Annotated in this window: 23 protein-coding genes and 1 pseudogene; 14 read left to right on the top strand and 10 right to left on the bottom strand. The window is 53.2% G+C overall.

All coding sequences use genetic code 11. From position 1 onward, the window contains the following. Positions 1-394: 394 nt before the first annotated feature. From ACQE3Z_RS01220 to acrD, 5 genes are all read left to right on the top strand, one after another. Entirely contained in the window at positions 395-1,171 is a 777-nt protein-coding gene (locus ACQE3Z_RS01220; protein ID WP_426971744.1) for an MBL fold metallo-hydrolase, read from the top strand. Between the two features lie 117 nt (positions 1,172-1,288). Beyond that, positions 1,289-2,269, top strand: a complete 981-nt coding sequence (locus ACQE3Z_RS01215) for a GlxA family transcriptional regulator (RefSeq protein WP_426971743.1) — start codon at positions 1,289-1,291, stop codon at positions 2,267-2,269. A gap of 94 nt (positions 2,270-2,363) precedes the next feature. Then, positions 2,364-4,058, top strand: a complete 1,695-nt coding sequence (narQ, locus tag ACQE3Z_RS01210) for a nitrate/nitrite two-component system sensor histidine kinase NarQ (protein ID WP_426971741.1) — start codon at positions 2,364-2,366, stop codon at positions 4,056-4,058. Between the two features lie 62 nt (positions 4,059-4,120). Continuing rightward, positions 4,121-4,753, top strand: coding sequence for a response regulator (locus tag ACQE3Z_RS01205; protein ID WP_250650543.1), 633 nt, complete (start codon positions 4,121-4,123; stop codon positions 4,751-4,753). A 209-nt stretch (positions 4,754-4,962) separates the two neighbouring features. Further along, positions 4,963-8,082 carry a multidrug efflux RND transporter permease AcrD gene (gene acrD, locus ACQE3Z_RS01200; protein ID WP_426971740.1) on the top strand — a complete coding sequence of 1,040 codons (3,120 nt, stop codon included), beginning with the start codon at positions 4,963-4,965 and terminating at the stop codon, positions 8,080-8,082. Positions 8,083-8,213: 131 nt separating this feature from the next. Here acrD and ypfM read toward each other — a convergent pair whose 3' ends face one another. Then, on the bottom strand, positions 8,214-8,273 hold the full coding sequence (gene ypfM / locus ACQE3Z_RS01195) for a protein YpfM (protein WP_157130239.1): 60 nt from the start codon (positions 8,271-8,273) through the stop codon (positions 8,214-8,216). Positions 8,274-8,659: 386 nt separating this feature from the next. On the opposite strand from ypfM, the gene ACQE3Z_RS01190 reads away from it, so the two are divergent. After that, on the top strand, positions 8,660-8,947 hold the full coding sequence (locus ACQE3Z_RS01190; RefSeq protein WP_426971739.1) for a hypothetical protein: 288 nt from the start codon (positions 8,660-8,662) through the stop codon (positions 8,945-8,947). 29 nt (positions 8,948-8,976) lie between these two features. Here ACQE3Z_RS01190 and ACQE3Z_RS01185 read toward each other — a convergent pair whose 3' ends face one another. Further along, on the bottom strand, positions 8,977-9,990 hold the full coding sequence (locus ACQE3Z_RS01185) for a zinc-dependent alcohol dehydrogenase family protein (protein WP_426971737.1): 1,014 nt from the start codon (positions 9,988-9,990) through the stop codon (positions 8,977-8,979). 555 nt (positions 9,991-10,545) lie between these two features. On the opposite strand from ACQE3Z_RS01185, the gene ACQE3Z_RS01180 reads away from it, so the two are divergent. The 6 genes and pseudogenes from ACQE3Z_RS01180 (at position 10,546) to ACQE3Z_RS01155 (ending at position 15,316) form a co-directional block, all read left to right on the top strand. Further along, positions 10,546-11,949: a PLP-dependent aminotransferase family protein gene (locus ACQE3Z_RS01180; protein WP_426971736.1), complete on the top strand. Its 1,404-nt coding sequence runs from the start codon at positions 10,546-10,548 to the stop codon at positions 11,947-11,949. Positions 11,950-12,074: 125 nt separating this feature from the next. Then, positions 12,075-12,536 (top strand): YlaC family protein, encoded by a 462-nt coding sequence (locus ACQE3Z_RS01175; RefSeq protein ID WP_426971735.1) that lies wholly within the window; start codon positions 12,075-12,077, stop codon positions 12,534-12,536. Between the two features lie 171 nt (positions 12,537-12,707). Continuing rightward, positions 12,708-13,385: pseudogene (locus tag ACQE3Z_RS01170) on the top strand (MFS transporter); the annotation flags it as partial. 231 nt (positions 13,386-13,616) lie between these two features. Continuing rightward, positions 13,617-13,976 carry an ArsC family reductase gene (locus ACQE3Z_RS01165; RefSeq protein WP_426971734.1) on the top strand — a complete coding sequence of 120 codons (360 nt, stop codon included), beginning with the start codon at positions 13,617-13,619 and terminating at the stop codon, positions 13,974-13,976. A 1-nt stretch (position 13,977) separates the two neighbouring features. Then, positions 13,978-15,105, top strand: a complete 1,128-nt coding sequence (gene dapE, locus ACQE3Z_RS01160) for a succinyl-diaminopimelate desuccinylase (protein ID WP_426971733.1) — start codon at positions 13,978-13,980, stop codon at positions 15,103-15,105. A 22-nt stretch (positions 15,106-15,127) separates the two neighbouring features. Then, entirely contained in the window at positions 15,128-15,316 is a 189-nt protein-coding gene (locus ACQE3Z_RS01155; protein WP_085070830.1) for a YpfN family protein, read from the top strand. 42 nt (positions 15,317-15,358) lie between these two features. Here ACQE3Z_RS01155 and ypfH read toward each other — a convergent pair whose 3' ends face one another. The 6 genes from ypfH to dapA form a co-directional block, all read right to left on the bottom strand. Then, entirely contained in the window at positions 15,359-16,054 is a 696-nt protein-coding gene (gene ypfH, locus ACQE3Z_RS01150) for an esterase (protein ID WP_426971732.1), read from the bottom strand. A gap of 72 nt (positions 16,055-16,126) precedes the next feature. Then, positions 16,127-18,112 carry a tRNA(Met) cytidine acetyltransferase TmcA gene (locus tag ACQE3Z_RS01145; protein ID WP_426971731.1) on the bottom strand — a complete coding sequence of 662 codons (1,986 nt, stop codon included), beginning with the start codon at positions 18,110-18,112 and terminating at the stop codon, positions 16,127-16,129. Positions 18,113-18,114: 2 nt separating this feature from the next. Further along, positions 18,115-18,975: a KPN_02809 family neutral zinc metallopeptidase gene (gene ypfJ / locus ACQE3Z_RS01140; protein WP_426971730.1), complete on the bottom strand. Its 861-nt coding sequence runs from the start codon at positions 18,973-18,975 to the stop codon at positions 18,115-18,117. Between the two features lie 168 nt (positions 18,976-19,143). Beyond that, positions 19,144-19,857: a phosphoribosylaminoimidazolesuccinocarboxamide synthase gene (gene purC, locus ACQE3Z_RS01135; RefSeq protein ID WP_426971729.1), complete on the bottom strand. Its 714-nt coding sequence runs from the start codon at positions 19,855-19,857 to the stop codon at positions 19,144-19,146. Between the two features lie 123 nt (positions 19,858-19,980). Next, positions 19,981-21,015: an outer membrane protein assembly factor BamC gene (bamC, locus tag ACQE3Z_RS01130; protein ID WP_085070822.1), complete on the bottom strand. Its 1,035-nt coding sequence runs from the start codon at positions 21,013-21,015 to the stop codon at positions 19,981-19,983. Positions 21,016-21,029: 14 nt separating this feature from the next. Continuing rightward, positions 21,030-21,908, bottom strand: coding sequence for a 4-hydroxy-tetrahydrodipicolinate synthase (gene dapA, locus ACQE3Z_RS01125; RefSeq protein WP_250650555.1), 879 nt, complete (start codon positions 21,906-21,908; stop codon positions 21,030-21,032). Between the two features lie 157 nt (positions 21,909-22,065). Between dapA and ACQE3Z_RS01120 the strand changes: the two genes are divergently transcribed. Beyond that, the gene (locus ACQE3Z_RS01120; protein ID WP_085070818.1) at positions 22,066-22,659 is read left to right on the top strand and encodes a glycine cleavage system transcriptional repressor; all 594 of its coding nucleotides are present in this window, start codon (positions 22,066-22,068) and stop codon (positions 22,657-22,659) included. Then, complete coding sequence (gene bcp / locus ACQE3Z_RS01115; protein WP_426971728.1) at positions 22,637-23,104, top strand: thioredoxin-dependent thiol peroxidase; 468 nt, start codon at positions 22,637-22,639, stop codon at positions 23,102-23,104. The genes ACQE3Z_RS01120 and bcp overlap by 23 nt, the downstream gene beginning before the upstream one ends. A 33-nt stretch (positions 23,105-23,137) precedes the next feature. On the opposite strand, the gene ACQE3Z_RS01110 is transcribed toward bcp, so the two are convergent. Both ACQE3Z_RS01110 and ACQE3Z_RS01105 read right to left on the bottom strand, forming a co-directional pair. Further along, entirely contained in the window at positions 23,138-24,205 is a 1,068-nt protein-coding gene (locus ACQE3Z_RS01110; RefSeq protein ID WP_426971727.1) for an AI-2E family transporter, read from the bottom strand. A 75-nt stretch (positions 24,206-24,280) separates the two neighbouring features. Continuing rightward, positions 24,281-25,882 carry a sensor domain-containing diguanylate cyclase gene (locus ACQE3Z_RS01105; RefSeq protein ID WP_426971726.1) on the bottom strand — a complete coding sequence of 534 codons (1,602 nt, stop codon included), beginning with the start codon at positions 25,880-25,882 and terminating at the stop codon, positions 24,281-24,283. Between the last annotated feature and the right edge of the window lie 76 nt (positions 25,883-25,958).

Raw genomic sequence — 25,958 nt, 5'->3', positions numbered from 1 at the left:
AGCGCCTGCCCGCTCAGCTCTCTTCGCCCCTTAATAAACAAACGATTGCGTTATAAAGAGCTGAAGGAATAAATCCGCTATAGATCTGGGTCTTTTAATGTGGCGACACAGCGAATTTACGGCGATGAATCCTAACCTTTCTGTTAATGGGAAGCAAAACTCCCATGGTGAAAATTTTTACCCTTTTTGTCATTTTTGTAACACGGATAAAAGTATCGGCGTGAAGAGGCAGAAAACGGTAATTGACCCAATTCCATCGATATTTGACATTCAGGCTACTCACCTGGCTGAGCGCCCTGCTCTTATAGTGATGGCACGTTAGCATTTCAGGCATGCATGCCTTATTCGGCGGGCGCTACCGATACCGCGAGTGCAAAATCATCTGGAGCAAAACATGAAACTGACCCAAATACGCAACGCAACATTACGCCTTGATTACGCAGGAAGCCGCTTTCTTATCGATCCGGTTTTAGCTGACAAGGAAGCCTGGCCTGGTTTTCCCGGCACAGCGCGCTCACATCGACGTAATCCGCTTGTTGAGCTACCGGTCGCCATTGATGAACTGTTGAAGGTTGACGCCGTTATCGTTACCCATACTCATCTGGATCACTGGGATGAGGCAGCTCAACACGCTATACCCAACGACATGCCGATCTTCGTTCAGCATGAAAAGGATGCCGCGCTTATCCGTTCGCAGGGGTTCACTGAAGTTCGCGTATTGCAGGATGAGAATAGCTTTGCTGACATCACTATCATTAAAACCGATGGTCAGCATGGCAGCGATGAAGCCTATGCTAATCCTGAAATGGCGGCTATGCTCGGCGATGCCTGCGGCCTGGTGTTGCGTCACAATAGCGAAAAAACGCTCTATATTGCGGGTGATACCATTTGGGTTAAGCCTTATGTGGATACGTTGCAGACGTGGCAGCCTGATGTCGTGGTTCTCAACGCTGGCTTTGCGCAGGTGGATGGCTACGGCGCTATTATCATGGGGAAAGAGGACGTTCTGCGTACCCATCAGATTCTGCCCCATGCGACGATCGTCGCTTCGCATCTGGAGGCGATTAATCACTGTGTACTGACACGTGCTGAGATACGTGAATATGCGCATCAGCAGAGCATTGAGCAGAGCGTACGGATCCCGGAAGATGGCGAAACGCTGGTGTTCTGAATCCAGCCCATCCGGCCTATTAAAACATACCGGACAATGGCCTGACGCCGCATCATAAAACAGGGATAGCCGTAATGGCTACGGCATATCCTCTTTGTTTGAATCGGGAGGTAATTTTTGACCACTCCAACAGTTGCCGTTATTGCCACCGCTGGCGTCAGTTCATTTCACTTTTCCGTTCCGTGTATTATTTTCGGTCAGGCAATGCCTGAGCCGGATCGCTTTGATTTGCAGATCTGTGCTGAAAGGCCCGGTATGCTGCCGTCAGATAGCGGCCTGATGATCAGGGTGAAAAACGGGCTGGAATTGCTAGAAACGGCAGATATTATCATCGTTCCTTTCTGGAGCCATCCCGAAGAAAAGCCTGCGCAAGTGTTACTTGATGCGTTAACGGCCGCCTGGCTCCGGGGCGCTGAGATAGTGGGATTATGTCTGGGAACCTATGTTCTTGCCTACGCCGGCCTGCTGGAAAATCGGCGGGCTGCGACCCATTGGGAATATGAACGCGACTTTACGCAGCGCTTTCCAAATGTATATCTTGATACCAATGCGCTTTATATTAACGATCGGCGTTTGATTACCTCTGCGGGGACGGCCGCCGGCATCGACTGCTGTCTGTATATTGTCCGCGAGCGTTATGGCAGCGCTCTGGCTAACAAAATTGCGCGCAGGATGGTGACGCCGCCCTACCGCGAAGGCGGCCAGGCGCAATATATTGCCCGTCCGGTACCCGAAACCACGCGCGATAACACCATTAATGAACTGATAGATCACCTGCGCCGTCATCTGGATAAACCGCATAAACTTGATGCTCTGGCCAGGTTCGCCAATATGAGCCGTCGCACCCTTACCCGGCATTTCTTTTCTGCTACCGGATTAACCCCTGGCGACTGGCTTAACAGAGAGCGCCTTCAGCGCAGTCAGGAGTTGCTGGAGTCCACCGATCACAGCGTGGAAAAAATTGCCTCCATGGCAGGCTTTCAGTCGCCGGTTTCCTTTCGTCAGCGTTTTAAAGCTAAATTTGCTATCAGCCCAAGTGAATGGCGGCGCACTTTCCGCGGGCCTGACAGCCAGCTGGTGAATAAACAGAATGGATAACCGCACTACCTGCGCTTAATTTGACTTAACACCGCTGCGCACGCGCAGGTTTCGGGCTATTATTGCCACCCTCTTTTCTGGGTTAAGTTTTCTTATGCTGAAACGCTCCGTTACCAGTTCTATTGCGCGTGCGCTGGCCGGCATCGTTATTCTTTCGGTGCTCTCCACCAGCCTGGCGTTACTGACCCTGTCCGGCAGCCTGCGCGATGCGGAAATGATTAATATTGCTGGCTCACTGCGAATGCAAAGCTATCGCCTTGCCTGGGATCTTGACAGACGCTCTCCCGAACTGGAAGCGCATCTGCGTTACTATCAGCAGTCGTTGAATGCGCCGGTACTGCAACATCTGAACCGGTTCTACGTGCCGCAAAACGTGCGTAATCGTTATCAGCAGCTCCAGTTATCCTGGCCCCTGCTGCGGGCAGATTTAACCAGCAGCGATCCTACCCGCTATTCGCAACATGTGGCGCATTATGTCAGTGAAATCGATCGCTTTGTTTACGATCTGCAACGCTATGCGGAACGTAAAATGCAGCTGGTGGCGTTGACCAGCGCGCTGGGTTTTATCGCCATCGTAGCGCTGGCATTCTGGACTATCCGCCTGACGCGCCGACAGGTCGTCAAACCACTGAACCAACTGGTCACCGCCAGCCGCTATATCCAACAGGGTAATTTTAACTACCCAACGCTGGATACAACATTAGCAAATGAACTGGGCCTGCTGGCAAATACTTTTAATCGCATGTCCGGCGAGCTGGAGCGTCATTACAGCGAGCTGGAAAACACCGTTAAGGCGCGCACGGCGGATCTGATGGCTGCGCACCAGACCATGACCATTTTATACGAGGCGTCACAGGCGCTGGCCGTAAGCAGTCTTGGTCATCCAACCATTACACAGGTCATGGAGATCGTTTTTACCCGTGCCGGCCTGAACGCGCTGACATTAGATGCCGGGGAAAACTGGCAGATTGCGCTGGGAACGCCGCAACCGGATAAAAACTGGCAGCGACTGACGCTACAACAGGAAAGTCAACCGGGCGGCGAGATGCGCTGGCAGGAAGGCACCAGGGAAACCTCTGCGCCGCTGATGCAAAGCGTTGGCAATTTGCTGTCGCGCGCTATCTGGATCCATCAGGCGCAGAAACAGCAGCAGCAGCTGCTGTTGATGGAAGAGCGCGCCACTATCGCCCGCGAGCTGCACGATTCGCTGGCGCAGGCGCTCTCCTACCTGCGTATTCAGCTAACCTTACTGAAGCGCAACATGAACGCCGATCAGCAGCCAGCGCAGCAGATTGTCAGCGACGTCGATCAAGGGCTGGCAGAAGCCTATCGCCAACTCCGCGAACTACTGAATACCTTTCGCCTGTCGGTGGACGAAGCCTGTCTGCCTGCCGCGTTGCAGGCGATGCTGACTCCGCTAAAACAGCAAACCAGCGCTGAGATCGATCTGCACTGTTCCTCTGGCTTTGATGCGCTTACGGCTCAGCAGCAGGTGCATGTATTACAGATTATCCGCGAGGCGGTGTTGAATGCCATCCGCCATGCGAACGCCAGACAGATTAAGGTAAGCTGCGACACGCAGGAAAACGGCGAATATCAAATTGTTATTAGTGACGATGGCTGCGGGCTGAGCACCGTTGAGGAGCCAGCGGGTCATTATGGACTGACGATTATGCATGAACGGGCACAGCGCCTGGGCGGTAGCTTACAGCTGGATACCACGCCGCAGCAGGGAACGCGGTTGCTGTTACTTTTTCCTTCACAAACAACTGAAACGGTGGCGAATTAATCGCCCTCGTTATTCTTTTTTACTCAGCCAGCCACTGCTGGCGGTCTGGTCCGGGGAGTATTATGAACAACCGACATTTTACCGTGATGCTGGTCGACGATCATCCACTGATGCGCCGGGGAATTCGTCAGTTGCTGGAGTTAAACAGCAGTTTTGACGTGGTAGCCGAAGCCAATAATGGCACCGAAGCGCTGGCTGAAGCTCGCCGCCTCTCTCCCGATGTGATCCTGCTGGATTTACATATGAAGGGCATGTCCGGCCTTGATACCCTGAAGGCGCTGCGCAATGAAGGGGTCGCAGCGCGTATTCTGGTGTTAACCGTTTCTGATGCCCGCAGCGATATTTACGCTATGCTGGATGCGGGCGCAGACGGCTATCTGCTTAAAGACAGCGAACCGGAACTGCTGTTACAGCAAATTACCGAAGGCGCGCAGGGTCAAAACGTCTACAGCCGCATCGTGCGCGACTATCTGGCGACGCGCGGCCACAGCGCCAATCCGTTCCAGACGTTAACAGAACGTGAGCTGGATGTTTTGCAGGAGGTGGCACGCGGGCTCTCGAATAAAGAGATCGCCCTCGCCCTGCATATTTCCGAGGAGACGGTAAAGGTGCATATCCGTAATTTCCTGCGTAAGCTGGATGTGCGCTCACGCGTCGCCGCCACCGTGCTGTGGCTGGAAAATAAACATAGCTAGGCTTTTTTTCATCAAAGGCGCTTTTCGGCACGATAATTTACACTTTCTTCTCTTTTCCTCCACGTTTCTCTGTGGGTGGGCGCGTAAAGTGATTTGGCATGCAACCGCACTGAATCGATATACAAAGCGTGCCCTGTTGCTGGTTGCGACGCCAACGCGACCGGCTGCTTTTCCCAATTGATGACATCGTATTGAGGAGTGCCGCTTCAATGGCGAATTTTTTCATTGACCGCCCAATCTTTGCCTGGGTGTTGGCGATAATGATCTGCCTGACCGGCGCGCTGGCAATAAAATCATTGCCGATAGAACAATACCCTGACCTGGCGCCGCCCAACGTGCGTATTACCGCTAACTATCCCGGCGCATCAGCAGAAACGCTGGAAAATACGGTAACGCAGATTATCGAACAAAGCATGACCGGCATCGATAACCTGATGTATATGTCATCGCAAAGCAGCAACACCGGCCAGGCCACCATTACGCTGACCTTTTCCGCCGGTACCGATCCTGACGAAGCGCGCCAGCAGGTGCAAAACCAGCTGCAATCCGCGCTGCGTAAGCTGCCGCAGGATGTCCAGCAGCAGGGCGTGACGGTAAATAAAACCGGCGACAGTAATATCCTGATGTTTGCTTTTGTCTCTACCGACGGCAGCATGGATAAGCAGGATATAGCGGACTATGTAGCGAGTAATATTCAGGATCCGCTCAGCCGTATTAGCGGCGTGGGTCAGGTGGATGCCTACGGCACACAGTATGCGATGCGTATCTGGCTCGATCCGAACAAGCTGATTAACTATGCGTTAACCACCAGCGACGTGGTGAGCGCCATTGAATCGCAAAATAGTCAGGTTGCCGTGGGTCAGGTCGGCGGCACCCCGTCGGTGGATAATCAGGCGTTAAACGCCACGGTGAATTCCCAGTCTCTGCTGCAAACACCAGAGCAATTTAAAGCCATTACGCTGCGCACCAATCATGATGGCTCGGTGGTCACGCTGGGCGATGTCGCCGAGGTGGCGCTGGGGGCAGAAAAATATGATTACCTCAGCCGCTATAACGGTATGCCCGCGTCAGGGCTCGGCATTAAGCTTGCTTCCGGTGCCAATGAACTGGAAACCGATCGGCTGGTACGGGCGCGTATTGCTGAGCTTTCCCCTTATTTCCCGCATGGCCTGGAAGCGAAAATCGCCTATGAGACCACGCCGTTTGTTACCGCTTCGATTCGTGATGTGGTGAAAACTCTGCTGGAAGCGGTGCTGCTGGTATTTTTAGTAATGTATCTGTTTATGCAGAACTTCCGCGCCACGCTTATTCCCACCATTGCGGTGCCGGTGGTATTGCTGGGCACGTTCTCCGTTCTGTACGCCTGCGGGTTCAGTATTAATACGCTCACTATGTTCGCGATGGTACTGGCGATCGGGCTGCTGGTGGATGATGCGATTGTGGTGGTGGAAAACGTCGAGCGCATCATGAGTGAGGAAGGGTTATCGCCACGCGACGCGACGCGTAAATCGATGGGGCAAATTCAGGGCGCGCTGGTGGGTATCACCCTGGTGCTCTCTGCGGTGTTTGTGCCGATGGCATTTTTTGGCGGCACCGTAGGCGCTATTTATCGGCAGTTCTCTATTACCGTGGTTTCGGCAATGGTACTGTCGGTGCTGGTGGCGATGATTCTTACGCCTGCGCTTTGCGCCTCGCTGCTGAAGCCGATAGCGGCTGGACATCAACAGCGGCGCGGCTTTTTCGGCTGGTTTAACCGTATGTTTACGCGCAATACCGACCGTTATGAGCGCGGCGTGGCAAAGCTGCTGCGCCAGGCAGGACGCTGGCTGCTGCTCTATCTGGCGATTATTGCCGTGATGGCCCTGCTTTTTTTACGTCTGCCCTCCTCTTTCCTGCCGCTGGAAGATCGCGGCATTTTTACCACTCAGGTTCAGCTACCGCCGGGCTCGACTCAGCAGCAAACGCTGAAGGTGGTGGAAAAAGTCGAAAACTACTATCTGACCCATGAGAAAGAGAATATCGAATCGGTATTTGCCACCGTTGGTTCAGGGCCAGGCGGCAACGGGCAGAACGTAGCGCGCCTGTTTGTACGCCTGAAGAACTGGGAAGAACGCTCAGATGCCGATCGCTCCTCTTTCGCCATTATTGAAAGGGCGACAAAAGCTTTCCGCAAAATTCAGGAAGCGAGGGTCATCGCCAGCAGTCCGCCAGCGATTACCGGGATGGGTAGCGCCGCCGGTTTTGATATGGAACTGCAGGATCACGCCGGTATTGGTCACGCTAAGCTGATGGAGATGCGTGATCAGCTGCTGGCGAAGGCTGACCGCGATCCGCGCCTGGCGCGCGTGCGGCATAACGGCCTCGACGACAGTCCGCAGCTGCGTATCGATATCGATCAGCGCAAAGCGCAGGCGCTGGGCGTCTCCATTGATGATATTAACAGCACGCTGACCACCGGCTGGGGCTCAACCTATGTCAATGACTTCCTTGATCGCGGGCGAGTGAAAAAAGTTTATGTTCAGGCGGCGGCAAAATATCGCATGCTGCCGGATGATATTAATAAATGGTATGTACGCAACAGCGAGGGCGGCATGGTGCCGTTTAGCGCCTTTGCGAAAACCGCATGGGAAACCGGTTCGCCGCGTCTGGAACGCTATAACGGCTATTCGTCGCTGGAGATTGTAGGTGAAGCCGCGCCTGGCGTTAGTACCGGTACGGCGATGGATGCAATGGAAGAGTTGGTGAAACAACTGCCGCTCGGCGTGGGTTTGCAGTGGACCGGCGCATCGCTACAGGAACGGCTATCGGGTTCGCAGGCGCCGGCGCTGTATGCGATTTCTCTGCTGGTGGTGTTCCTCTGCCTGGCGGCTCTGTATGAGAGCTGGTCGATTCCGTTTGCCGTAATGCTGGTGGTGCCGCTTGGCGTGGTAGGCGCGCTGGTGGCCACATGGGCGCGCGGGCTGGAAAATGATGTCTATTTTCAGGTGGGGCTATTGACGGTGATTGGTCTGTCGGCAAAAAACGCCATTTTGATCGTGGAGTTTGCCAATGACATCAACAGCCGTGGCGGCGATCTGATTGAATCAACGCTGGAAGCGTGCCGTCAGCGTCTGCGGCCGATTCTGATGACCTCGCTGGCATTTGTTTTTGGCGTATTGCCAATGGCGATCAGCAACGGTGCCGGCTCCGGCAGTCAGCATGCGGTAGGCACCGGCGTAATGGGCGGTATGATTTCTGCGACGCTGCTGGCGATCTTCTTTGTGCCGTTGTTTTTTGTATTAATCAGACGGCGTTTTCCATTAATCACCCGCACCGCTGAAAAAAAGTAAACAGTAATTATGCATTAAACACGCATAAATAATAAAGGCAGCCGGTAAACCGGCTGCCTTATTTATTTTTATGGAATTTCAGATGCTAAAACGAATAGTGAGTTCGTTACGCTTCTCTTTATCAGGCATTATTACTTGCGTAACATCGCGTCAATAAAGTCTTTCCAGTTCCCCAGTTCAGTGTCAATCATATCTACCTCTCTTCTTATTAAAGTCTATATTACGCTCGTTTTTGCAGCAAAGGAATCGATGTTTTCAAAATTACTATGGGAATAGCTCCTAAAAACCCAATCAATTTCAAAAAATGATAGCTGACTCACACTTCAGCAAAATTAATAACGTCATGCAATAATTAATAATATCGTTCCTGAGGTTTCATCGCTTTCATCAAGGTAGGTCTTTGAAGTCGCCACCAGCATCCAGGTAATTGTTATATATAGCTATTAATTGTAAGGCGAGAGAAAAAGAGCCTGGAAAAACTTGCGATGGTCAGAGGAGGTTAAAGCGCAACGCCAGAGCGGTTGGCTGACAGGTTTCACTTTCGCGTTGTCATGATCAGGCTTATCGCGGGTAGTCGATGTTAGATTGTCCAGAAAACTGCCTGAACGCGGTGCCGGTCTGCCAGAGAAGCCAGCTTTTACCCTATGAAGCGCAGCTTTTATTTTTCAGGCAGGCTAAACTTTATGGAAATATATTTGTTAACTATCAAGGATCCGGCAATAATTTATCAGCAGCAGTAAAGCATATTTACATTACAATCTTACCTGCACAGAATAAATATATTTCAGGCTCTATGATTTATCACAACCGGGGAGAATCAAGAGTTCAGCCAACGCCATCATTTATCCTCGGCGTTTCAGGGTGAAGGCGCTGTCACCAGCGCCTTATGGTTTATCACCACTCAAGACAAATTTTACCCAAATGAGCACCGCTCTGTTGCCAGGCAAAGGCTTTGCTGAGCTCTTCATATTTGAAGATGCGGTCAATAACCGGCTTCTGCTCCATAACTTCCAGCGCCCTGACAAAATCCAGCTGATCCTGACGGCTGGCCACAATCAGACCTTTAAGGTGAACCTGTTTACTCAGCAGAGTAACCACAGGCACTGCAGCTTCATTCCCGGAGAGAATGCCAATTTGTGCAATATGGCCGCCCACCTTCACTGACTTAAGCGATTCATTAAGGGTTGCCGGTCCGCCCACTTCAACCACATGGTCCACACCAAAACCATTGGTCAGTTCCAGCACTTTATCTCCCCACTCGGGCGTGGTTCTGTAGTTAATGGTTTCATCAGCGCCGAGCTGTTTTACCCGGGCAAGCTTCTCATCAGATGATGAGGTGGCAATGACTTTTGCGCCCATTGCTTTAGCAATCTGCAGCGCCGCGATAGATACCCCGCCGGTTCCCTGAACCAGGACGGTTTCTCCCGCCTTAAGATTGCCATCGGTAATCAGCGCTCTCCAGGCGGTCAGGCCAGAAGTGGTGATGGTTGCTGACTCAATATGACTCCAGCCTGCTGGAGCACGGGTAAATGCCCCCTCCGCACGGACCACATATTCACAGGCCATGCCATCAATACCGTCACCTGGCGTATGGGCGAAGCCGCCAACTGCCGGCACAGGTTTGCCTGCTGACCAGAGCGGGAAAAATGTTGAGACAACATGATCGCCAACGTTAAACGCTTCCACGCCCTCTCCCACTTCTTCTACGATCCCTGCGCCGTCAGAAAGCAATATTCTTCCATCCGCTGTGGGCCATTGTCCGCCAGCAACCGCTAAATCGTGAAAATTCAGAGATCCGGCCATGATAGCGACCCGGATTTCACCTTTACCGGGTTTACCTGGGTCCGGGATATCCGATACGGTAATATTTTCCAGCCCACCAGGCGCTCTAAGAGTTAATGCTTTCATTTGATCTCCATTATCATGATTGGCTTTATGCTCAGAATAATCATACATGTACTTTATAAAACAGAGTCTTTTTTATGACACAGGTACATTTTGCAACTTGTTAACTTTTTTGGATTCATGATCTGTGCTCTGCAAGTACCTTAAAGAGCAGCGATGAGTAAACGACAAACAGCCCCTGCGTAATTTGGGGCGGATTCAATTAAACCAGCCACCGTTATTTGCCATACGCTTTAATTTGAAGCGCATCTGCTGACAAATTCGTGGCCGTTAATCATTTGCATTTGCTGCCCTTCCATTACGTTGCCTGATAGTCATCACTCTGATGCAATCAATCAGATTGTTATTGAACTCTTTTCAGACGCATACTTTTATCAGACCAAGCAGCTGCTGCTAGTTACCTGATATAAAAAAGTTTTCACAGTAACAAGCTCTTTCCACGTTCTCACCTCAATGCACTGTGCATAAAACCATGCAATCAATGATGCAATCAAGTTTCATATTGATTTTCTTTATGGTATCAATACAGGTGCACTCACTATCCATATAAGCAGGAAGATGATTACCTCACTTTTTACTCGCTGGTCATCCCAGCTTCAGCAGCACTCTCAACGTCCGGCTTACCTGCTTATCGCTGATTTTATTGCGGAAGGGATTAACAGTGGCGAATTACCGTCAGGCTGTCGGTTACCGCCGCTGCGTGAACTGGCTCCTGTCCTTGGCCTTAACTATACAACCGTGACGCGCGCCTATGCTGAAGCGCGCCGCCGGGGGCTGATAGATTCCCGTCCTGGCTTAGGCAGCTTTATTCGCAGTAAAGCCTCGCCGTCTTCACCCACAGCGGTCAGCATCTATGAAATGACTATGAATGCGCCCGTAGAGCCGGAAGGACCCGCTATTGAGGAGGCGATACGAAACGGCGCGCTCACTCTTTTCAATAGCAGCGATATGATGAGCCTGATGCGTTATCAGGATTTTGGCGGCACCGCTGAAGACAAAGCAGCCGCGATGCACTGGATAGGCCATCAACTAAAATTAAAAAATGAGGCGGAAATCCTGGTTTGTCCGGGTATACACAGCGTTCTTGTGGGCCTGCTTACGCTTTTTAAGCGTAAAAATGGCGCTGTTTGCGTAAGCAATCTGGTTTATCCGGGAATAAAAGCGATCGCCAGCCAGCTTAACGTTAGATTAAAAGCGGTAGTCTGTGACAGTGAAGGCCCCGATCCTTTCGCTTTTGAAGCGCTGTGTAAAACAGGCGGTATCAGTGCTTTTTACGTTAATCCAACGCTCCATAACCCCACGACCATTACCATTCCTGCCGGACGCAGAATGGCGCTGGCTGAAATTTGTCGCCGTTACAATATTTCAGTGATTGAAGACGATGCCTATGCCGCTCTGATGGAAAATCGTATTCCAGCCTTTGCTGAGCTGATGCCGGAATTAACCTGGTACATTACCGGCATGTCTAAATGTTTTGGACCCGGTCTGCGCATTGCCTTCGTCAAAGGGCCCGATAAGCAATCAACACAGTTGCTCTCCGGTGTGCTTCGGGCTTTAACGGTCATGTCGAGTCCGCTGACCAATGCGCTGGCACGTCAGTGGATCAATGACGGCACGGCTGAGCGAATGTTAGCGGCAATACGGGCAGAAGCGAAGGTACGTCAAAAAATGGCGGCGGTTTATCTTGCGGGCCTGAACTACCGTGCTGATATAAATGGTTATCATCTGTGGTTGCCACTGCCAAAAATGATTAATTCTCACTCTTCAGACGTGGCCGCTAAATTACGCGAGCAGGGAATGAGCGTTGTCTCTGGCGTTGCCTTTTGCACCGACAATAATCCTCCTGAGGCGCTGCGCTTATGTCTTGGCGGCGCTAAAACCCGTCTGCAATGTGAAGATAATCTTAAAACGCTGGCTGAAATGCTCTCAGATCCACTCCATTTCGCCAGTATGGCCATTTAGTATGAGCATCAAGAGGCGTTTAAAACGCGAAAAAGATATTGCTGTAACCCATTTAATATGGGTTTAGATGTTAACGCACTGAAGTAATTAATCATTAATACGACGATATTTACAAGGCTTAAGCGATGAACAATGAACTTAACACTCTTTTGCAGGAAGAGTTAGACAAAATCAACCGGGAAGAAAACCGAAACGATCGGCCCTACTTTGACGTTTCCTTTATCAAACTCTATCCGGGCCTTTATGGGTTAATGTGTTTTCTGTTCGTGTTAACCATGAGCCTGTTACTCTATTCTGATTCATTCGGAAATATCGAATATAGCGTCTGCTGTATCATCTTTATTATTTGCAATTTCTTTTTCTTTTTTCATATTAACCCCTCCTACAAAGTGACAGATATTGACAAAGGAGCCTGGAAGAATTGCTACACGGGCGACTGGTATATGGAAGTCCATGTACGGGAAGCCTTTATTAAAACACTTCTCGAGGGTAATGTGTTAACTGACTCGGAGAAAAAACGCCTTACAGAGCAATATGATAAGAAAGGCTATTTATACTTTTCAGATATTTACCGCCTGAGAAAGTAAAGCCGCCCTGTTCCGTAGCCAGTGAAGAATATAGTAAAGGCCTTTTACCAGCAGAGGCCTTTTTATTTATCTGCGGGAATAATCTGTTCATTACACAGCAGAGTAAAATCAAAGTCAGCCACCTGATCAATACCTTTATTGCTTAATGACCCGCTGGCGATGACATTGCGGCGAGCCGTCTACCTTAGTTCAGCATGTCTGATGCTGATCATGGCCGCCGTGCTTGGTAAATCGATTCCTGCTACCCCGCTTGCGCCACTTAAAGCATCTTATCGTACACTCATGCTGTCGCTAATCAGGCTGTTTGTCGCTGACGCCACGCTGAGAGTCAGAAGCGTTTTTGCCCTGCTTATTTTTGCTGCCTTCAGTATGTTCTGGACATCAATGGTATTGCCGCTAAGTGAGCGTTCGCTTTCTCATACCCAAATTGGACTCTTTGGACTGGCTGGCATCGCGGGTGCCCTGGCTGCCTCTAAAGCCGGCTTGTGGGCTGACCAGGGCATGGGGCATCGCACTACTGGCATAGCGCTGGCACTGTTAACGTTTTCCTGGCTGCCCATCGCTTTTGCCGAAACTTCCCTGGTACTACTGGTGCTGGGAGTCATCCTGCTGGACTTCGCGGTCCAGGCAGTTCACGTAACTAACCAGAGCCTGATATTTGCCGCCAGGCCTGATGCACAAAGCCGCGTTGTCGGTGCCTATATGTGTTTTTATTCTCTGGGCAGCGCATCAGGGGCGATCATCGCTACGCAATTTTATGCCCTCTGGGGCTGGCATGCAGTATGCCTGGCCGGTGCAGCAGTCAGCGCTATGGCTTTGATATTATGGCGATGGTTACAAAAACAGTAAGACACTCTGAGCCGTTTCGGCCTTTACTGTTAGGGCCTCCAGTCAGGTATGAAAAAGCATGACGAGTGCGTAACGGCTGAATGATTCTGACTTTATCGTTACAATCATGTTTTTGACAAAAATCTGTAGCTGATCGGATAAAGCATTTTTTTGGCGGTCCGGTTGTCGTTACTGCTTTAAGACCTGCTACCTATTCGGCAATACAGACAGCATTTAAGAGCACCAAAAATTATGTTTAAGATTTACGGCATCAAAAACTGCGACACTATCAAAAAAGCGCGTCGCTTTCTCGACAGCCAGCCCGTTGATTATCATTACCATGACTATCGGGTGGATGGATTAAACAGCGACCTGTTACAAAGTTTTATCGATACGCTCGGCTGGCAGGCGCTGTTAAATACGCGCGGCACTACCTGGCGCAAACTCTCTGTAGAGGAAAAAGCAACGATCGATAACGCGGAAGCGGCAAAAGCGTTAATGCTGGAGCAACCGGCGCTGATCAAACGTCCATTGCTCACTGCGGCAGACGGATCTATGCTGCTGGGTTTTAATGAAAATCACTACCAGCAGTTTATTCAGGAGAAGTCATAGTATGTTTTGTCCGGTTATTGAGCTGGCGCAGCAGCTTATTCGTCGCCCTTCGCTGAGTCCTGATGATGCCGGATGTCAGGCGCTAATGATTGAGCGTCTGCAGGCCATTGGCTTCACCGTTGAACCCATCAATATTGCCGATACGCAGAATTTCTGGGCCTGGCGCGGTCAGGGCGAAACGCTGGCCTTTGCCGGTCATACTGATGTGGTGCCGCCCGGCGATACCAGCCGCTGGATCAATCCGCCGTTTGAACCCACCATTCGCGACGGCATGCTGTTTGGTCGCGGCGCTGCCGATATGAAAGGCTCGCTGGCGGCCATGGTGGTGGCTGCGGAGCGTTTTGTCGCCGCCCACCCTCACCATCGCGGGCGTCTGGCGTTTCTGATCACCTCCGATGAGGAAGCCAACGCTACCCACGGTACGGTAAAGGTGGTTGAACACCTGATGGCGCGTAATGAGCGCCTGGATTACTGTCTGGTTGGCGAGCCCTCCAGTACGGTCCAGGTGGGCGACGTGGTGAAAAACGGCCGTCGCGGCTCAATAACCGCTAACCTGACCCTTCATGGCGTACAAGGACACGTTGCCTATCCCCATCTGGCGGATAATCCGGTACATCGCGCCCTGCCCGCGCTGAATGAACTTGTCGCCACCGAATGGGATCGGGGCAACGAATTTTTCCCGCCAACCAGTATGCAGATCGCCAACGTCCAGGCCGGAACCGGCAGCAATAACGTGATCCCCGGCGAGCTGTTTGTGCAGTTTAACTTCCGCTTCAGCACCGAACTGACCGATGCAGATATTCGCCAGCGCGTTGCCGACCTGCTGGATCGCCATCAGCTGCGCTATTCCCTTGAATGGAAACTCTCCGGGCAACCGTTCCTGACCACACGCGGCCAGTTGGTGGATGCGGTAATCAACGCAGTTGAACACTATACTGAAACCAGGCCTGAGCTACAGACCACCGGCGGTACGTCCGATGGGCGTTTTATTGCCCGTATGGGCGCTCAGGTAGTGGAACTGGGACCGGTTAATGCCACCATTCATAAAATCAATGAGTGCGTGAAGGCATCCGATCTGCAACTGCTGAGCCGTATGTATCAACGCATCATGGAGCAGCTGATCGCATAAGCGTTCTTCAGGAGGAAACATCATGGAATGGGTAAAAGATTACTGGTGGATCATTGTGATCCTGTTGCTGGTTGGCGTCATGGTCAATGTTTATAAAGATCTGAAGCGCATCGACCACAAAAAATTTATGGCGAATAAGCCCGATCTGCCGCCACATCGTGACTTTAACGATAAGTGGGATGATGAAGACGACTGGCCGAAAAAGAAATAGTCCGGGGGCAGCAGCGAGCGCTGCCCTTTTGCTGTTGCATGATTACATAAAAGTTACCACGTCATCGCCAGGCTTACCGCTGCTGAGCGCCTCTTCAAAATAGCGGCGCGGCACGGTATAACGCAGATGATCCAATGCCAGGTTCATGCTGCGCTGATCGATGGCGTGCGGTAGATCTTCCACAATATCCAGCGTCACATCTCCACCCAGCGAGGTCAGACGCTCCGCCGCCTGCTGCGCCAGTTCAGCCTGATAAACCTCATCATTTTCGCCATGAATCAAATGAATCGTGGTCTTGACGCTGGCCTGTTCCGGCAGACTGGCATAACGACCGCTAAAGGCCACGATCCTGCCCGCCAGCGCTGGCTGCACCTTGCTGCTCTCCAGCACCATTACGCTGCCCTGCGAAAAACCGATCAGCGCCGTCGCCTCAGGCTGTACGCCGCTAAGCTGCTGCCACTCTTGCACTGACTGCAAAAACTGGGGCATGACCTCATCGACCTGTTGCTGCAGGCTGACATCCTGCAACGCGCTTTCACTGTACCACTGGCGGCCTGGCGCGGGACCGCCTGCTTCAGGCCCGCCAATACTCACCACCAGCGCCTGCGGAAAGACTTCTGCAAACCAACTGCCAATCTGTCCCATTGAGACCGGGTTATCGCCAGCGGCATGATAAAGCAGAAACAGCTGCGTTGGGGGAGCAGACGGACTTTGCACAACAAAATGGTTAAGTTTCATAACATCCTCCTCGCTATTAACTATAAGACGTTTACAGCGAAAGCAGGTCTGGAAAGGAAAATTAGCGTGGATTTATCTCAGTGTGGAAAGCGTGCGCTGGGCATTTTCACAGCGTTCAGCATCCAGCTGCCGCATCAGCTGTTGAGCCTCAACGCGCCATCTGCCCAGCAGCGCCTTGCGTCCGCTCAGGCCCAGATCGCGGCAGATGTCGCCCAGCGGCCTGCGCTGGATAATGGCGTGCCAGAGCGCCAGCTCGCTGCTTTCGCCAGCCAGCAGCAGACGCCCCAGCGCCGGCAGGCTAACCTCGAAAGGCCGATGGGCAAAAGCAAAACCAGCCAGCGCCAGCCAGTCCGCCTCATTCAACGACGGCTGACTTTCGATTGCCAGCGGAATCGGCTCATCAATTAACGGCTGCAGCCAGAAAAGATCGCGCGCCAGCTGCTGCTCCGCCTGCTGGCTCAGCAGCTCCCCAGCCTCGCTCAACGGCAGAATAGCCATTACGCTATAGCAGCCGCTGCTCGCCTCGCGCTGCGTAGCGATACGCGCCAGGGTAAAACCGCAGCGCTGCCAAAAGCGCCACAGCTCCTCAGTAAAACCAAAACTCACTGAAAGATAGTCCAGCCCCTGCGCCTGCTGGCGGGCAAACTCAACCATTCGGCTGCCCACCTGCTGCCGTCGCAGGCCCGGCGCAACGGCAATACGGCTGATGCGCTGCGATCGCAGCTGTGCGGCCTGCGGAAAACCGGCATGAGCGGCCAGAGACTGCGCGACCAGATTGCCACGCGGACGCCGCAGCCCGGCCCATACCTGCCAGGCCAGCGCAGCGGTAAGCCCTCCTTCCGCCACCAGCCATGCCGCTCCGCAGACCTCTCTGCAAGCGCTTTCCGCAGCAATAAATTGTTGCCCTGGCGCATCCATCAGGCGGCGTAAATCAAGCGGCGTGGTGCGATAATGCGCGCTGGTTAACAGCCGATAGAGCGCCAGCAGACGCGGCCCATCCTGCTGTTCACACCCGGCGATCGTTAATCCCTTATCTGTCGCGCTGTGCGTCGTGCCTTGCGCCTCATCCAGCAGCAGCGCAGCATTGACCAGGCTTTCCAGCGGATCGCCCTGACGCCAGCGTAGCGGCTCATCCAGCTGATAAAAACGCGCCTGCGGCAATGCGGCGCAGAATTTCAGCAAAAAGCCGCGTCCGGTGCCTTCATAGCCCTGTACGGTGGTGGTTAATAATACGCGCGGAAAGCGCGTTATCAGACGCTGCAGCAACGGTGCCGGAATAGCCGCCGCCTCGTCAATAATCAGCCAGTCAGCCTGCTGCGGCTCCGCGCTGGCCAGCAGCGCATCGGGTGCGATAAAGGCGAAACGTTCACCGGCAAAACGGGCCAGCACCTCTGTCGAGACTTTCGCTGGCGCGGTAACCAGACAACGTCCCGGCCAACGCTGCATCAGCATGCCAGCCAGCGCCGACTTCCCGCGTCCTCGGGCGGCAGTCAACACAGAGATGCCGGGCGGCGCCTGCAAAAGGTGGCTGAGCAGCCGCTGCTGCTGCTCTAACCCGGCGGGCTGCCACGAAGATAGCGATAAAGAGGTTGGCATGCGGCAGGGCTGATGCTGCTGATGCAGCAACACCTGTTGATCCGCATAAAGCTGGCGCTGTAAATGATGAATAAAATGGGGCGTGGCAATGGGTATGTCGCTTTCGCTCCAGCGTAGCGAGTCGCTGTCAGGATGCAGGGACCACGTCTTCCAGGGCGGCGTCAGCAGCAGCAGCCAGCTCCCGGCGCTGAGCGTGCCCGCCAGCGCAGCAAAGGATTCACTGTGAAATCCCTGACGGGCATCAAAGATGGCATGGCGGAATTCTTGCCCTAAAAGATTGCGCAGCGCTGAAGGCGCAACGCTGTTGGGCAACTGCGGATCGTCACTAAGAAAAAGCCAGTCTCCCGCCAGCGCCTGTTGCCATTGCTGCGCCTGCTCGTCACACCAGTCAGGATCGCCAGCAAGCACCGCCAGCCGCCGAATGCCGGTACGCTGCATCTCAGCGGTAACGGATAACAGCATCTTTATTTAGCGGCGGCGAACGTATCGCATCGGCCCGGATTGCCAGAATCAAAGCCTTGTTTAAACCAGCTGTAACGCTGTTCCGAGGTGCCGTGGGTAAAGCTGTCCGGGGTGACGCGTCCCTGGCTCTGCTGCTGGAGCCGATCGTCGCCAATCGCTTCGGCCGCATTCAGCGCTTCCTGCAGGTCGCCCGGCTCCAGAATCTGCTGCTGCTGCATATAGTGGCCCCAGACGCCTGCAAAGCAATCCGCCTGTAGCTCCAGTTTCACCGACAGCTGATTCACCTGGCTTTGTGAGGCGCCCTGCTGCATCTGGCGTACTTTCGGTTCAATACCCAACAGTTTCTGCACGTGATGACCTACCTCATGCGCAATAACATAGCCCTGCGCGAAGTCGCCCCCGGCACCCAGCTTGTTTTTCAGTTCATCATAAAAAGAGAGATCGATATAAACGGTGCTATCCGCCGGGCAATAAAACGGGCCCATCACCGATTGTCCGGTGCCACAGCCGGTACGCGTAGCGTTGCGGTACATAACCAGATGCGGCGGCTGATACTCTTTGCCCATCTGGGTAAAGAGTTTTTGCCAGGTATCTTCCGTTGTGGCGAGGATCACCGAGGTAAACTTTGCCGCTTCATCATCCTGCGGACTGATACGCTGCGTTTGGCTTTGCTGAGTAACCGACCCGCCGCCGGTAAGCAATGGGGACAAATCATAGCCGTAATAACTGGCAATTATCACCACCACCAGCAGGATAACCCCGCCTTTACCACGCGGAATGCGCATGCGTCCGAAGCCCACGGTGGGAGACTGATTCCGACGATCTTCTACATTGTCGCTTTCGCGACGCCCTTGCCAACGCATGACTTTCCCCTGTTACTGATTCCTGGCGAATACGGCAAATTCTAGTCGCGACGGCGCTGAATAACCAGCAGGCGGCACGCGGAATGGAAGGGTAACGGAAAAAGCGGAGGGGAACAATGTTGGGGAACCAGGCCGACGGCACATGCGCGTCGGCCACGGGCAGGAAGTTTAGTCGAGCTTAACGCCCAGACGCTGTGCCACTTCTTCGTAAGCTTCGATCACGCCGCCCAGGCTCTGGCGAAAGCGATCTTTATCCATTTTGTTCATGGTCTGCTTGTCCCACAGGCGGGCGCCGTCTGGTGAAAATTCATCGCCCAGCGTGACTTCGCCTTTGTAGAGACCGAACTCCAGCTTGAAGTCCACCAGGATCAGACCGGCATCGTCAAACAGTTTGCTGAGCACCTCGTTAGCCTTGTAGGTCAGCTCACGCATGCGCACCAGATTCTCTTTATTTACCCAGCCAAAAGTCTCGCAGTAGGATTCGTTGACCATCGGATCGTGTTTGGCATCATCTTTCAAAAACAGATCGAACAGCGGGGGATTGAGGACGATCCCCTCCTCCACGCCCAAACGTTTCACCAGCGAACCTGCCGCGCGGTTACGGATAACGCATTCAACCGGCACCATCTCCAGTTTTTTTACCAGCGCTTCGTTATCTGAGAGCAGCGCTTCCATCTGGGTTGGAATGCCCGCCTCTTCCAGCTTACGCATGATGAAATAGTTAAACTTGTTGTTTACCATTCCTTTGCGATCAAACTGTTCAATACGTGCGCCGTCTCCTGCTGACGTATCATTGCGGAATTCGAGTACCAACAGATCCGGGTTTTCGGTGCTGTAAACGGTTTTCGCTTTGCCGCGATACAACTCAGCTAGCTTTTGCATCTTGATAAACTCCAAACTGGGAAAAGTGTGAATGGTCATAACCACACGACGCAATCGTTTACGTCGTGGCGCGACATTATGCCAAAATTCAATAAAAAAGGCCGGAGTTTTCCGGCCTTTTTTTTACTGGCTCAGGGCTGCCTGAAAGACCGCCACCAGCGCGTCGTTTTGCGACTGCGTCAGTACGTGGCCTTTCGGATCGATAAACTGCAGACTGCTGCGGTTATCGAGGTCGCCGACCTGCAGCTTATAATCGCCGTTCGGCAACTGCGGATCTTTAGCACCGATTTCATCCCAGGTGCTGTCGCCCGGCGCGTTATAGGTAACCGCCATGCTGCCCTGCGAACGGTTGCTGTCGGTCACTTCCATGCCGATACGCTTCAACGCCGCCGGCAAACGCTGCCAGGTGACATTAAACGGCGCACGCAGAATCAGGTTCGGCAAGCCGGTATCATCCGCGCCGCTCTGCACATCAATCTGTGCGGCGCTGCGGTTAGCTGCAGCATCCTGTGCGGCAGTATCCATCTTATCCAGACCGGTGCTGATGTCGTTCAGCATCTGCGCGGTATAACGCTGGATCTGCGTTGGCGAAGTAATATCTTTACCCGCCTGCTGCAGCTGCAGCAGTTTTACGGTCAGCGCCTGCTGATACCCTTGCTGCTGCACACTGATCTGATAGCGGCCACGGTACTGGTTGTCTTCATCCGCACGGTTCCACTCCACCCAGTCGGTGGTCAGTTGCTGGCTGGCATCCTGACGCGCGGCGATCGGGAAGTGGTAAGACTGCACCACATTGACCACCTGTGACCAGATTGAACCGCTGCGGCTGTTCTCCATCATCAACACGCCGGTATTACCGCTAAACTGCGCACGTGCGCCGTTCATCAGCGCCAGCGGCTGAGCGGGCGGACGAATGTCCAACTGTTTGCCCATCGCGCCGTTCGCGTTGGCGCGCGGCACGTCGTAATCTCCATTTTGCAGCGGCAGAATCATTCCTGCCGGCGCGCGTAAATCCTGCAGCTCAGCCGCCTGCAGGTATGTTTCATCTCCGCTGACCTGACGCTTATAGCGCTGATCGTTGGAACATCCTGCCAGCAGCATCACCGTGGATAGCCCAACGATAGTCGCAACCGTGGACTTTTTTACTGAATAAGCCATTAACTCTCCCTAAATTACAGCAGACCCGCATTTTTCAGCGCCTGCTCCACAACCGGACACGCCGCCGCGGATAACGGAACCATTGGCAGGCGCAGGGTATCGGTCGCGATTAATCCCAGTTTTTTCGCGGCCCATTTCACCGGAACAGGATTAGATTCAACAAACAATTTCTGATGCAGATGCATCAGGCGCTGGTTTAGATGACGCGCCTCGGCGAAGTTGCCTTCGCGCGCCAGCCGACACAGTTCAACCATTTCACGTGCGGCGATATTTGCCGTAACGGAAATCACACCGTGGCCGCCCAGCTGCATAAAGTCCAGTGCGGTAGCGTCATCGCCGCTAACCAGCACGAACTCATCATCAACCAGCTCTTGGATCTGGCTGACGCGGGATAAGTTCCCGGTTGCCTCTTTGATCCCGATAATATTTTTGATTTTCGCCAGGCGCGCCACCGTTTCAGGCAGCATATCGCAACCGGTGCGCGAGGGTACGTTATACAGCATTTGTGGCAGATCGGTACTTTCTGCGATCGCTTTAAAGTGCTGATACAGCCCTTCCTGCGTTGGGCGGTTGTAATAAGGCGTTACGGTAAGACAGCCGATAACGCCACTATTTTCAAAGCGTTTGGTCAGAGAGATGCCTTCTGCGGTAGCATTCGCGCCGGTTCCGGCAATCACCGGAATACGACCGTCGGCCAGGTCAAGCGTCATCATCACCACATCGCCGTGCTCATCATGGCTAAGCGTCGCGGATTCGCCGGTGGTTCCCACAGAAACGATGGCGGATGTTCCGCTCTCGACATGATAATCAATCAGTTTTTTCAGGCTCGCACGGCAGACATTACCTTTGTCATCCATTGGCGTAACGAGCGCAACAATACTTCCCGTGAACATTGGCCATCCCCTCGACAAACAAGTACTTCATGGTACGTTTGACCGGCGGGGAAAAGCAAGCGACCAGGGGCCGGGAGCGCTTGGCAGAGGGTATTTTTTATGTTTACCTACGGGTTATTACCATTACTTATCAGCTTACCCCACAGGAAAAGTTATTTTGCCGCAAACACCGCAACACTTTTTAGTTATTACGGCGTTGGGCGTCGATCGTCCTGGGATCGTCAATGCCATTACTCGTCACGTCAGCAGCTGCGGCTGTAATATCGAAGACAGCCGCCTGGCCATGCTGGGTGAAGAGTTTACCTTTATCATGCTGCTTTCCGGCAGTTGGAACGCGATTACCTTAATTGAGTCTACGCTGCCGCTGAAAGGTGCCGAGATGGAGCTGCTGATTGTAATGAAGCGCACCAATGCCAGCCGCCGACCGCCGATGCCGGAAACCGTTTGGGTGCAGGTGGAAGTCAACGACTCGCCGCATATTATCGAACGCTTTACCGATCTCTTTGATTCACACCAGATGAATATCGCAGAACTGGTTTCGCGCACTCAGTTAACGCAAGAACATCAGCCACCCTTGCTCTATATTCAAATTACGGCTCACAGCCCGGCGCACCGGGACGCGACATTAATCGAGCAGGCGTTTCACGCCCTATGTACAGAACTTCATGCGCAAGGCACTATTAGCGTGGTCAATTATCCGCAGCATGATGAAAAAATGGAGATGAGTGATGAATCCACTGAAAGCCGGTGATATCGCACCGAAATTTAGTTTGCCCGATCAGGACGGCGAACAAGTAAATTTAACCGACTTCCAGGGACAGCGCGTTTTGGTCTATTTCTATCCCAAAGCGATGACGCCCGGTTGCACCATTCAGGCGTGCGGCCTGCGTGACAATATGGATGAATTTAAAAAAGCGGGCGTAGAGGTTTTGGGTATCAGTACCGATAAGCCGGAAAAGCTGTCTCGTTTCGCCGAAAAAGAGCTGTTAAATTTTACGCTGCTCTCGGATGAAAACCATGAAGTCAGCCAACAGTTTGGCGTCTGGGGAGAGAAAACCTTTATGGGGAAAACCTACGACGGCATTCACCGCATCAGCTTTTTGATTGATGCCAACGGCTATGTTGAGAAGGTTTTCGATGATTTTAAAACCAGCAATCACTACGATATTGTGATGGCATATCTGAAATCAGTCTGAGAAAACGCGTGGCGTCAACGACGCCACACAACCTTACTGAAACTCACCGCCTGAAGTATCCTCAGGCCAGGCATGGACCACCGCTTTGATAAGCGTCGCCAGCGGAATGGCAAAAAACACGCCCCAGAAGCCCCACAGCCCGCCGAAAATCACCACCGCAAGAATAATCACCAGCGGATGTAAATTTACCGCTTCGGAGAAGAGCACCGGCACCAGCACGTTGCCATCCAGCGCCTGGATAACCAGATAGACAATGATCATCGTCCAGAAATCGCTGCCCAGCCCCCACTGAAAAAGCCCCACGCAGATCACCGGCAGGGTAACCGCCAGCGCACCGATATAAGGGATCAGCACCGACAGCCCAACCAATACCGCCAGCAGCAGCGCGTAATTCAGCCCCAGCACCAGAAAAGCGATCCAGGTCGCGACACCGACCACCACCATTTCCAGCACTTTGCCGCGAATATAGTTGGTGATCTGCTGATTCATCTCGCTCCAGACCTGCCCCGCCAGACCGCGATTGCGCGGCAGCACACGGCGCACCGCATTCAGCATCTGCTGCTTATCCTTTAGCAGGAAAAAGAGCATTAGCGGCACCAGCACCAGATAGATTGCCAGCGTCATCAAGCCCACCAGCGAAGCCAGCGAATATTTCACTACTGACTCGCCAACGCCTGACAGTCGGCTTCGCAAATTCTCGATCACAATATCAACGATACCGGCATCGGCCAGCGCCGGAAACCGTGCCGGCAGTCCGGCAGAGAAGGTATAAAGCTTATTCAGCATATTCGGCATGTCACGCACTAAATGGATGCCCTGCTGCCAGGCAACCGGCGCGACCACCAGCACAAAAAGCAACAGAATGCCTACAAAGAACGCCAGCACAATGGTGGTGGCCCAGCTGCGGGAACAGCCCAGCCGCTCCAGACGCACTGTAGGCCACTCCAGCAGATAAGCCATTACCAGCGCCACCAGCAGCGGCGCCAGCAAGTCACTGAAAAAAAACAGGATAAAAAAAGCTGCCAGCAATATTACCAGCAGGGCAATCGCCTCCGGATCGCTAAAGCGACGGCGATACCATTGAATCAAAAGAGCCAGCACGGCGTATCCTTCCCGTATCAACAAGGCTGACGATTGTACTGAAATGCGCGGCAGAAAACAGAACAACCTTAAGCGTTAGCTTTCATAGAGCGGCGTCTCGTTCTCTGATTGCGCCGCTGCGGCAATCACACGGTTTCTACCGCCGCGCTTAGCGCGATACAACGCCTCATCGGCGCGCCGGAAACAGGATGAAATCGCCTCGCGATCGGATAACCAGCAGCTGACCCCAATCGACAGCGTCACCTCACCAACCGGATCGATCGCCTGACGCTGCGTCGCCTGGCGTAAGCGTTCCGCCATCTTCATCGCCGTGTCATGATCGACTCCCGGCAGGATCATTAAAAACTCTTCACCGCCGCTGCGGCAGGCTACGTCCGTTTGCCGTGCATAGCTTTTCAGTTGTTGCGCCACCTGCTGGATAACCCGGTCGCCAGCACCATGTCCCCAGGTATCATTAACCTGCTTGAAATGATCGATGTCGAGCGCCAGCACGGCAAAAGGCTGGCGCGTGGTGGCAAGGTAGTCCAGCACCGCCTGCAGGCCACGGCGGTTAAGCAACTGCGTCAGCGGATCGGTTTGCGCCTCAGATTTCAGCTGGCCGATCTTGGTTTGCATTAGCCCGATACCGGAAAGCAGTGCCCGCTTGATTTGCGATGCTTCAAAATACCAGGAGCGGATACGGCTAATTTCCATGGCGGCATCCTGCTCATCCATTTGGCCCGCTTTACGCGCCAGCTGCCACAGCGGCATGGCGATCAGCCGCGCCAGCAGCCAGGCTGCTGCCAGGGTTATCAGCGCCAGCGGCAGCGAATGCTGTATGACCTGAAACAACAGGCTGCTAAGCGGTGCCAGCGTCACGCTGGTTTGCTTGAGCACCAGAATAGTCCAGTCGGAGTCCGGCACGTGCGCGTAGCCCGCCAGCATTGGCACGCCCCGCTCATCGGTAACTTCCTGATAGCCGCTGCTGGCATAGGCGATCGCATCCTGATGCAGCAGCGGCGCAATTTTCTTCCCAACCATCTGACCATTCTGGTGATAAAGCACGCGGTTATTGCGATCCAGCACATAAAGTTGCGTTCCGTCACGGTAAAACTGACTAAGCAGCAGTTCATGCAGAATGCTTTTACGCTTCAGGTAAATGGTGCCGCCAATGTACCCAAGGTAGCTGCCGGCCGCAGACCAAACCGGGCGGGAAACAAACACGATCAGGTTATTTGCCGCCGAAAGGCTGGGCTGCCCAATCAACGCGGTGCGCCGCGCCAGCGCTTCACGCGCGCTGTCGGTATGCAACTGCGTGCCCTTCAACGTCAACGACTCAGGTGAGATTGCGCGCACCCAACCGGCGGCATCAACAACCACCACCGAATTAAAGCTGTTGGTTTGCTGCCGAAGACGCTCAACCTCTTTCTGTAACAGCGCTTCATCATCAAAGCGCTCGCTAAGCTCGGTAGCGCTCCAGGCCAGCTGTGACTGAGCCTGCTGAAAAAACTGCCCGGTCGAGGCAGCCAGTTTGGCAGCATAAACCCGGTTCGCCTCCAGCGTATTAGTGATCAGTTGTTCACGCTGAACGCGCCAGGCGGCGTACAAGGAATTAGCAAGGGTAATAACGATACTGGCCACAGCCAGCAGGGTAATAAGCGTCCGCAAATCCGTTTTCGGCCTTGGCAGCCTTAACATGGATTCGCCTCCATTGTGTTTATCATTTCTTTTGCGCCTTGTGGTGCTTTTATTATCAATACTTATCGTGCTACAG

The organism is Pantoea sp. FN0307, assembly GCF_050113815.1.
In the GTDB taxonomy this organism is placed as follows: domain Bacteria; phylum Pseudomonadota; class Gammaproteobacteria; order Enterobacterales; family Enterobacteriaceae; genus Mixta; species Mixta alhagi.
The sequence above is the reverse complement of the archived record's forward strand: the minus strand, read 5'-3'. Positions and strand labels throughout refer to the sequence as shown.

What these genes read in the sequence shown, in the direction of transcription:
- ACQE3Z_RS01220 (WP_426971744.1), top strand. Translation starts at nt 395, where the DNA reads ATGAAACTGACCCAAATACGCAACGCAACATTACGCCTTGATTACGCA.
- narQ (WP_426971741.1), top strand. Translation starts at nt 2,364, where the DNA reads ATGCTGAAACGCTCCGTTACCAGTTCTATTGCGCGTGCGCTGGCCGGC.
- ACQE3Z_RS01205 (WP_250650543.1), top strand. Translation starts at nt 4,121, where the DNA reads ATGAACAACCGACATTTTACCGTGATGCTGGTCGACGATCATCCACTG.
- acrD (WP_426971740.1), top strand. Translation starts at nt 4,963, where the DNA reads ATGGCGAATTTTTTCATTGACCGCCCAATCTTTGCCTGGGTGTTGGCG.
- ACQE3Z_RS01190 (WP_426971739.1), top strand. Translation starts at nt 8,660, where the DNA reads ATGTTAGATTGTCCAGAAAACTGCCTGAACGCGGTGCCGGTCTGCCAG.
- ACQE3Z_RS01185 (WP_426971737.1), bottom strand. Translation starts at nt 9,990, where the DNA reads ATGAAAGCATTAACTCTTAGAGCGCCTGGTGGGCTGGAAAATATTACC.
- ACQE3Z_RS01180 (WP_426971736.1), top strand. Translation starts at nt 10,546, where the DNA reads ATGATTACCTCACTTTTTACTCGCTGGTCATCCCAGCTTCAGCAGCAC.
- ACQE3Z_RS01175 (WP_426971735.1), top strand. Translation starts at nt 12,075, where the DNA reads ATGAACAATGAACTTAACACTCTTTTGCAGGAAGAGTTAGACAAAATC.
- ACQE3Z_RS01165 (WP_426971734.1), top strand. Translation starts at nt 13,617, where the DNA reads ATGTTTAAGATTTACGGCATCAAAAACTGCGACACTATCAAAAAAGCG.
- dapE (WP_426971733.1), top strand. Translation starts at nt 13,978, where the DNA reads ATGTTTTGTCCGGTTATTGAGCTGGCGCAGCAGCTTATTCGTCGCCCT.
- ACQE3Z_RS01155 (WP_085070830.1), top strand. Translation starts at nt 15,128, where the DNA reads ATGGAATGGGTAAAAGATTACTGGTGGATCATTGTGATCCTGTTGCTG.
- ypfH (WP_426971732.1), bottom strand. Translation starts at nt 16,054, where the DNA reads ATGAAACTTAACCATTTTGTTGTGCAAAGTCCGTCTGCTCCCCCAACG.
- ACQE3Z_RS01145 (WP_426971731.1), bottom strand. Translation starts at nt 18,112, where the DNA reads ATGCTGTTATCCGTTACCGCTGAGATGCAGCGTACCGGCATTCGGCGG.
- ypfJ (WP_426971730.1), bottom strand. Translation starts at nt 18,975, where the DNA reads ATGCGTTGGCAAGGGCGTCGCGAAAGCGACAATGTAGAAGATCGTCGG.
- purC (WP_426971729.1), bottom strand. Translation starts at nt 19,857, where the DNA reads ATGCAAAAGCTAGCTGAGTTGTATCGCGGCAAAGCGAAAACCGTTTAC.
- bamC (WP_085070822.1), bottom strand. Translation starts at nt 21,015, where the DNA reads ATGGCTTATTCAGTAAAAAAGTCCACGGTTGCGACTATCGTTGGGCTA.
- dapA (WP_250650555.1), bottom strand. Translation starts at nt 21,908, where the DNA reads ATGTTCACGGGAAGTATTGTTGCGCTCGTTACGCCAATGGATGACAAA.
- bcp (WP_426971728.1), top strand. Translation starts at nt 22,637, where the DNA reads ATGAATCCACTGAAAGCCGGTGATATCGCACCGAAATTTAGTTTGCCC.
- ACQE3Z_RS01105 (WP_426971726.1), bottom strand. Translation starts at nt 25,882, where the DNA reads ATGTTAAGGCTGCCAAGGCCGAAAACGGATTTGCGGACGCTTATTACC.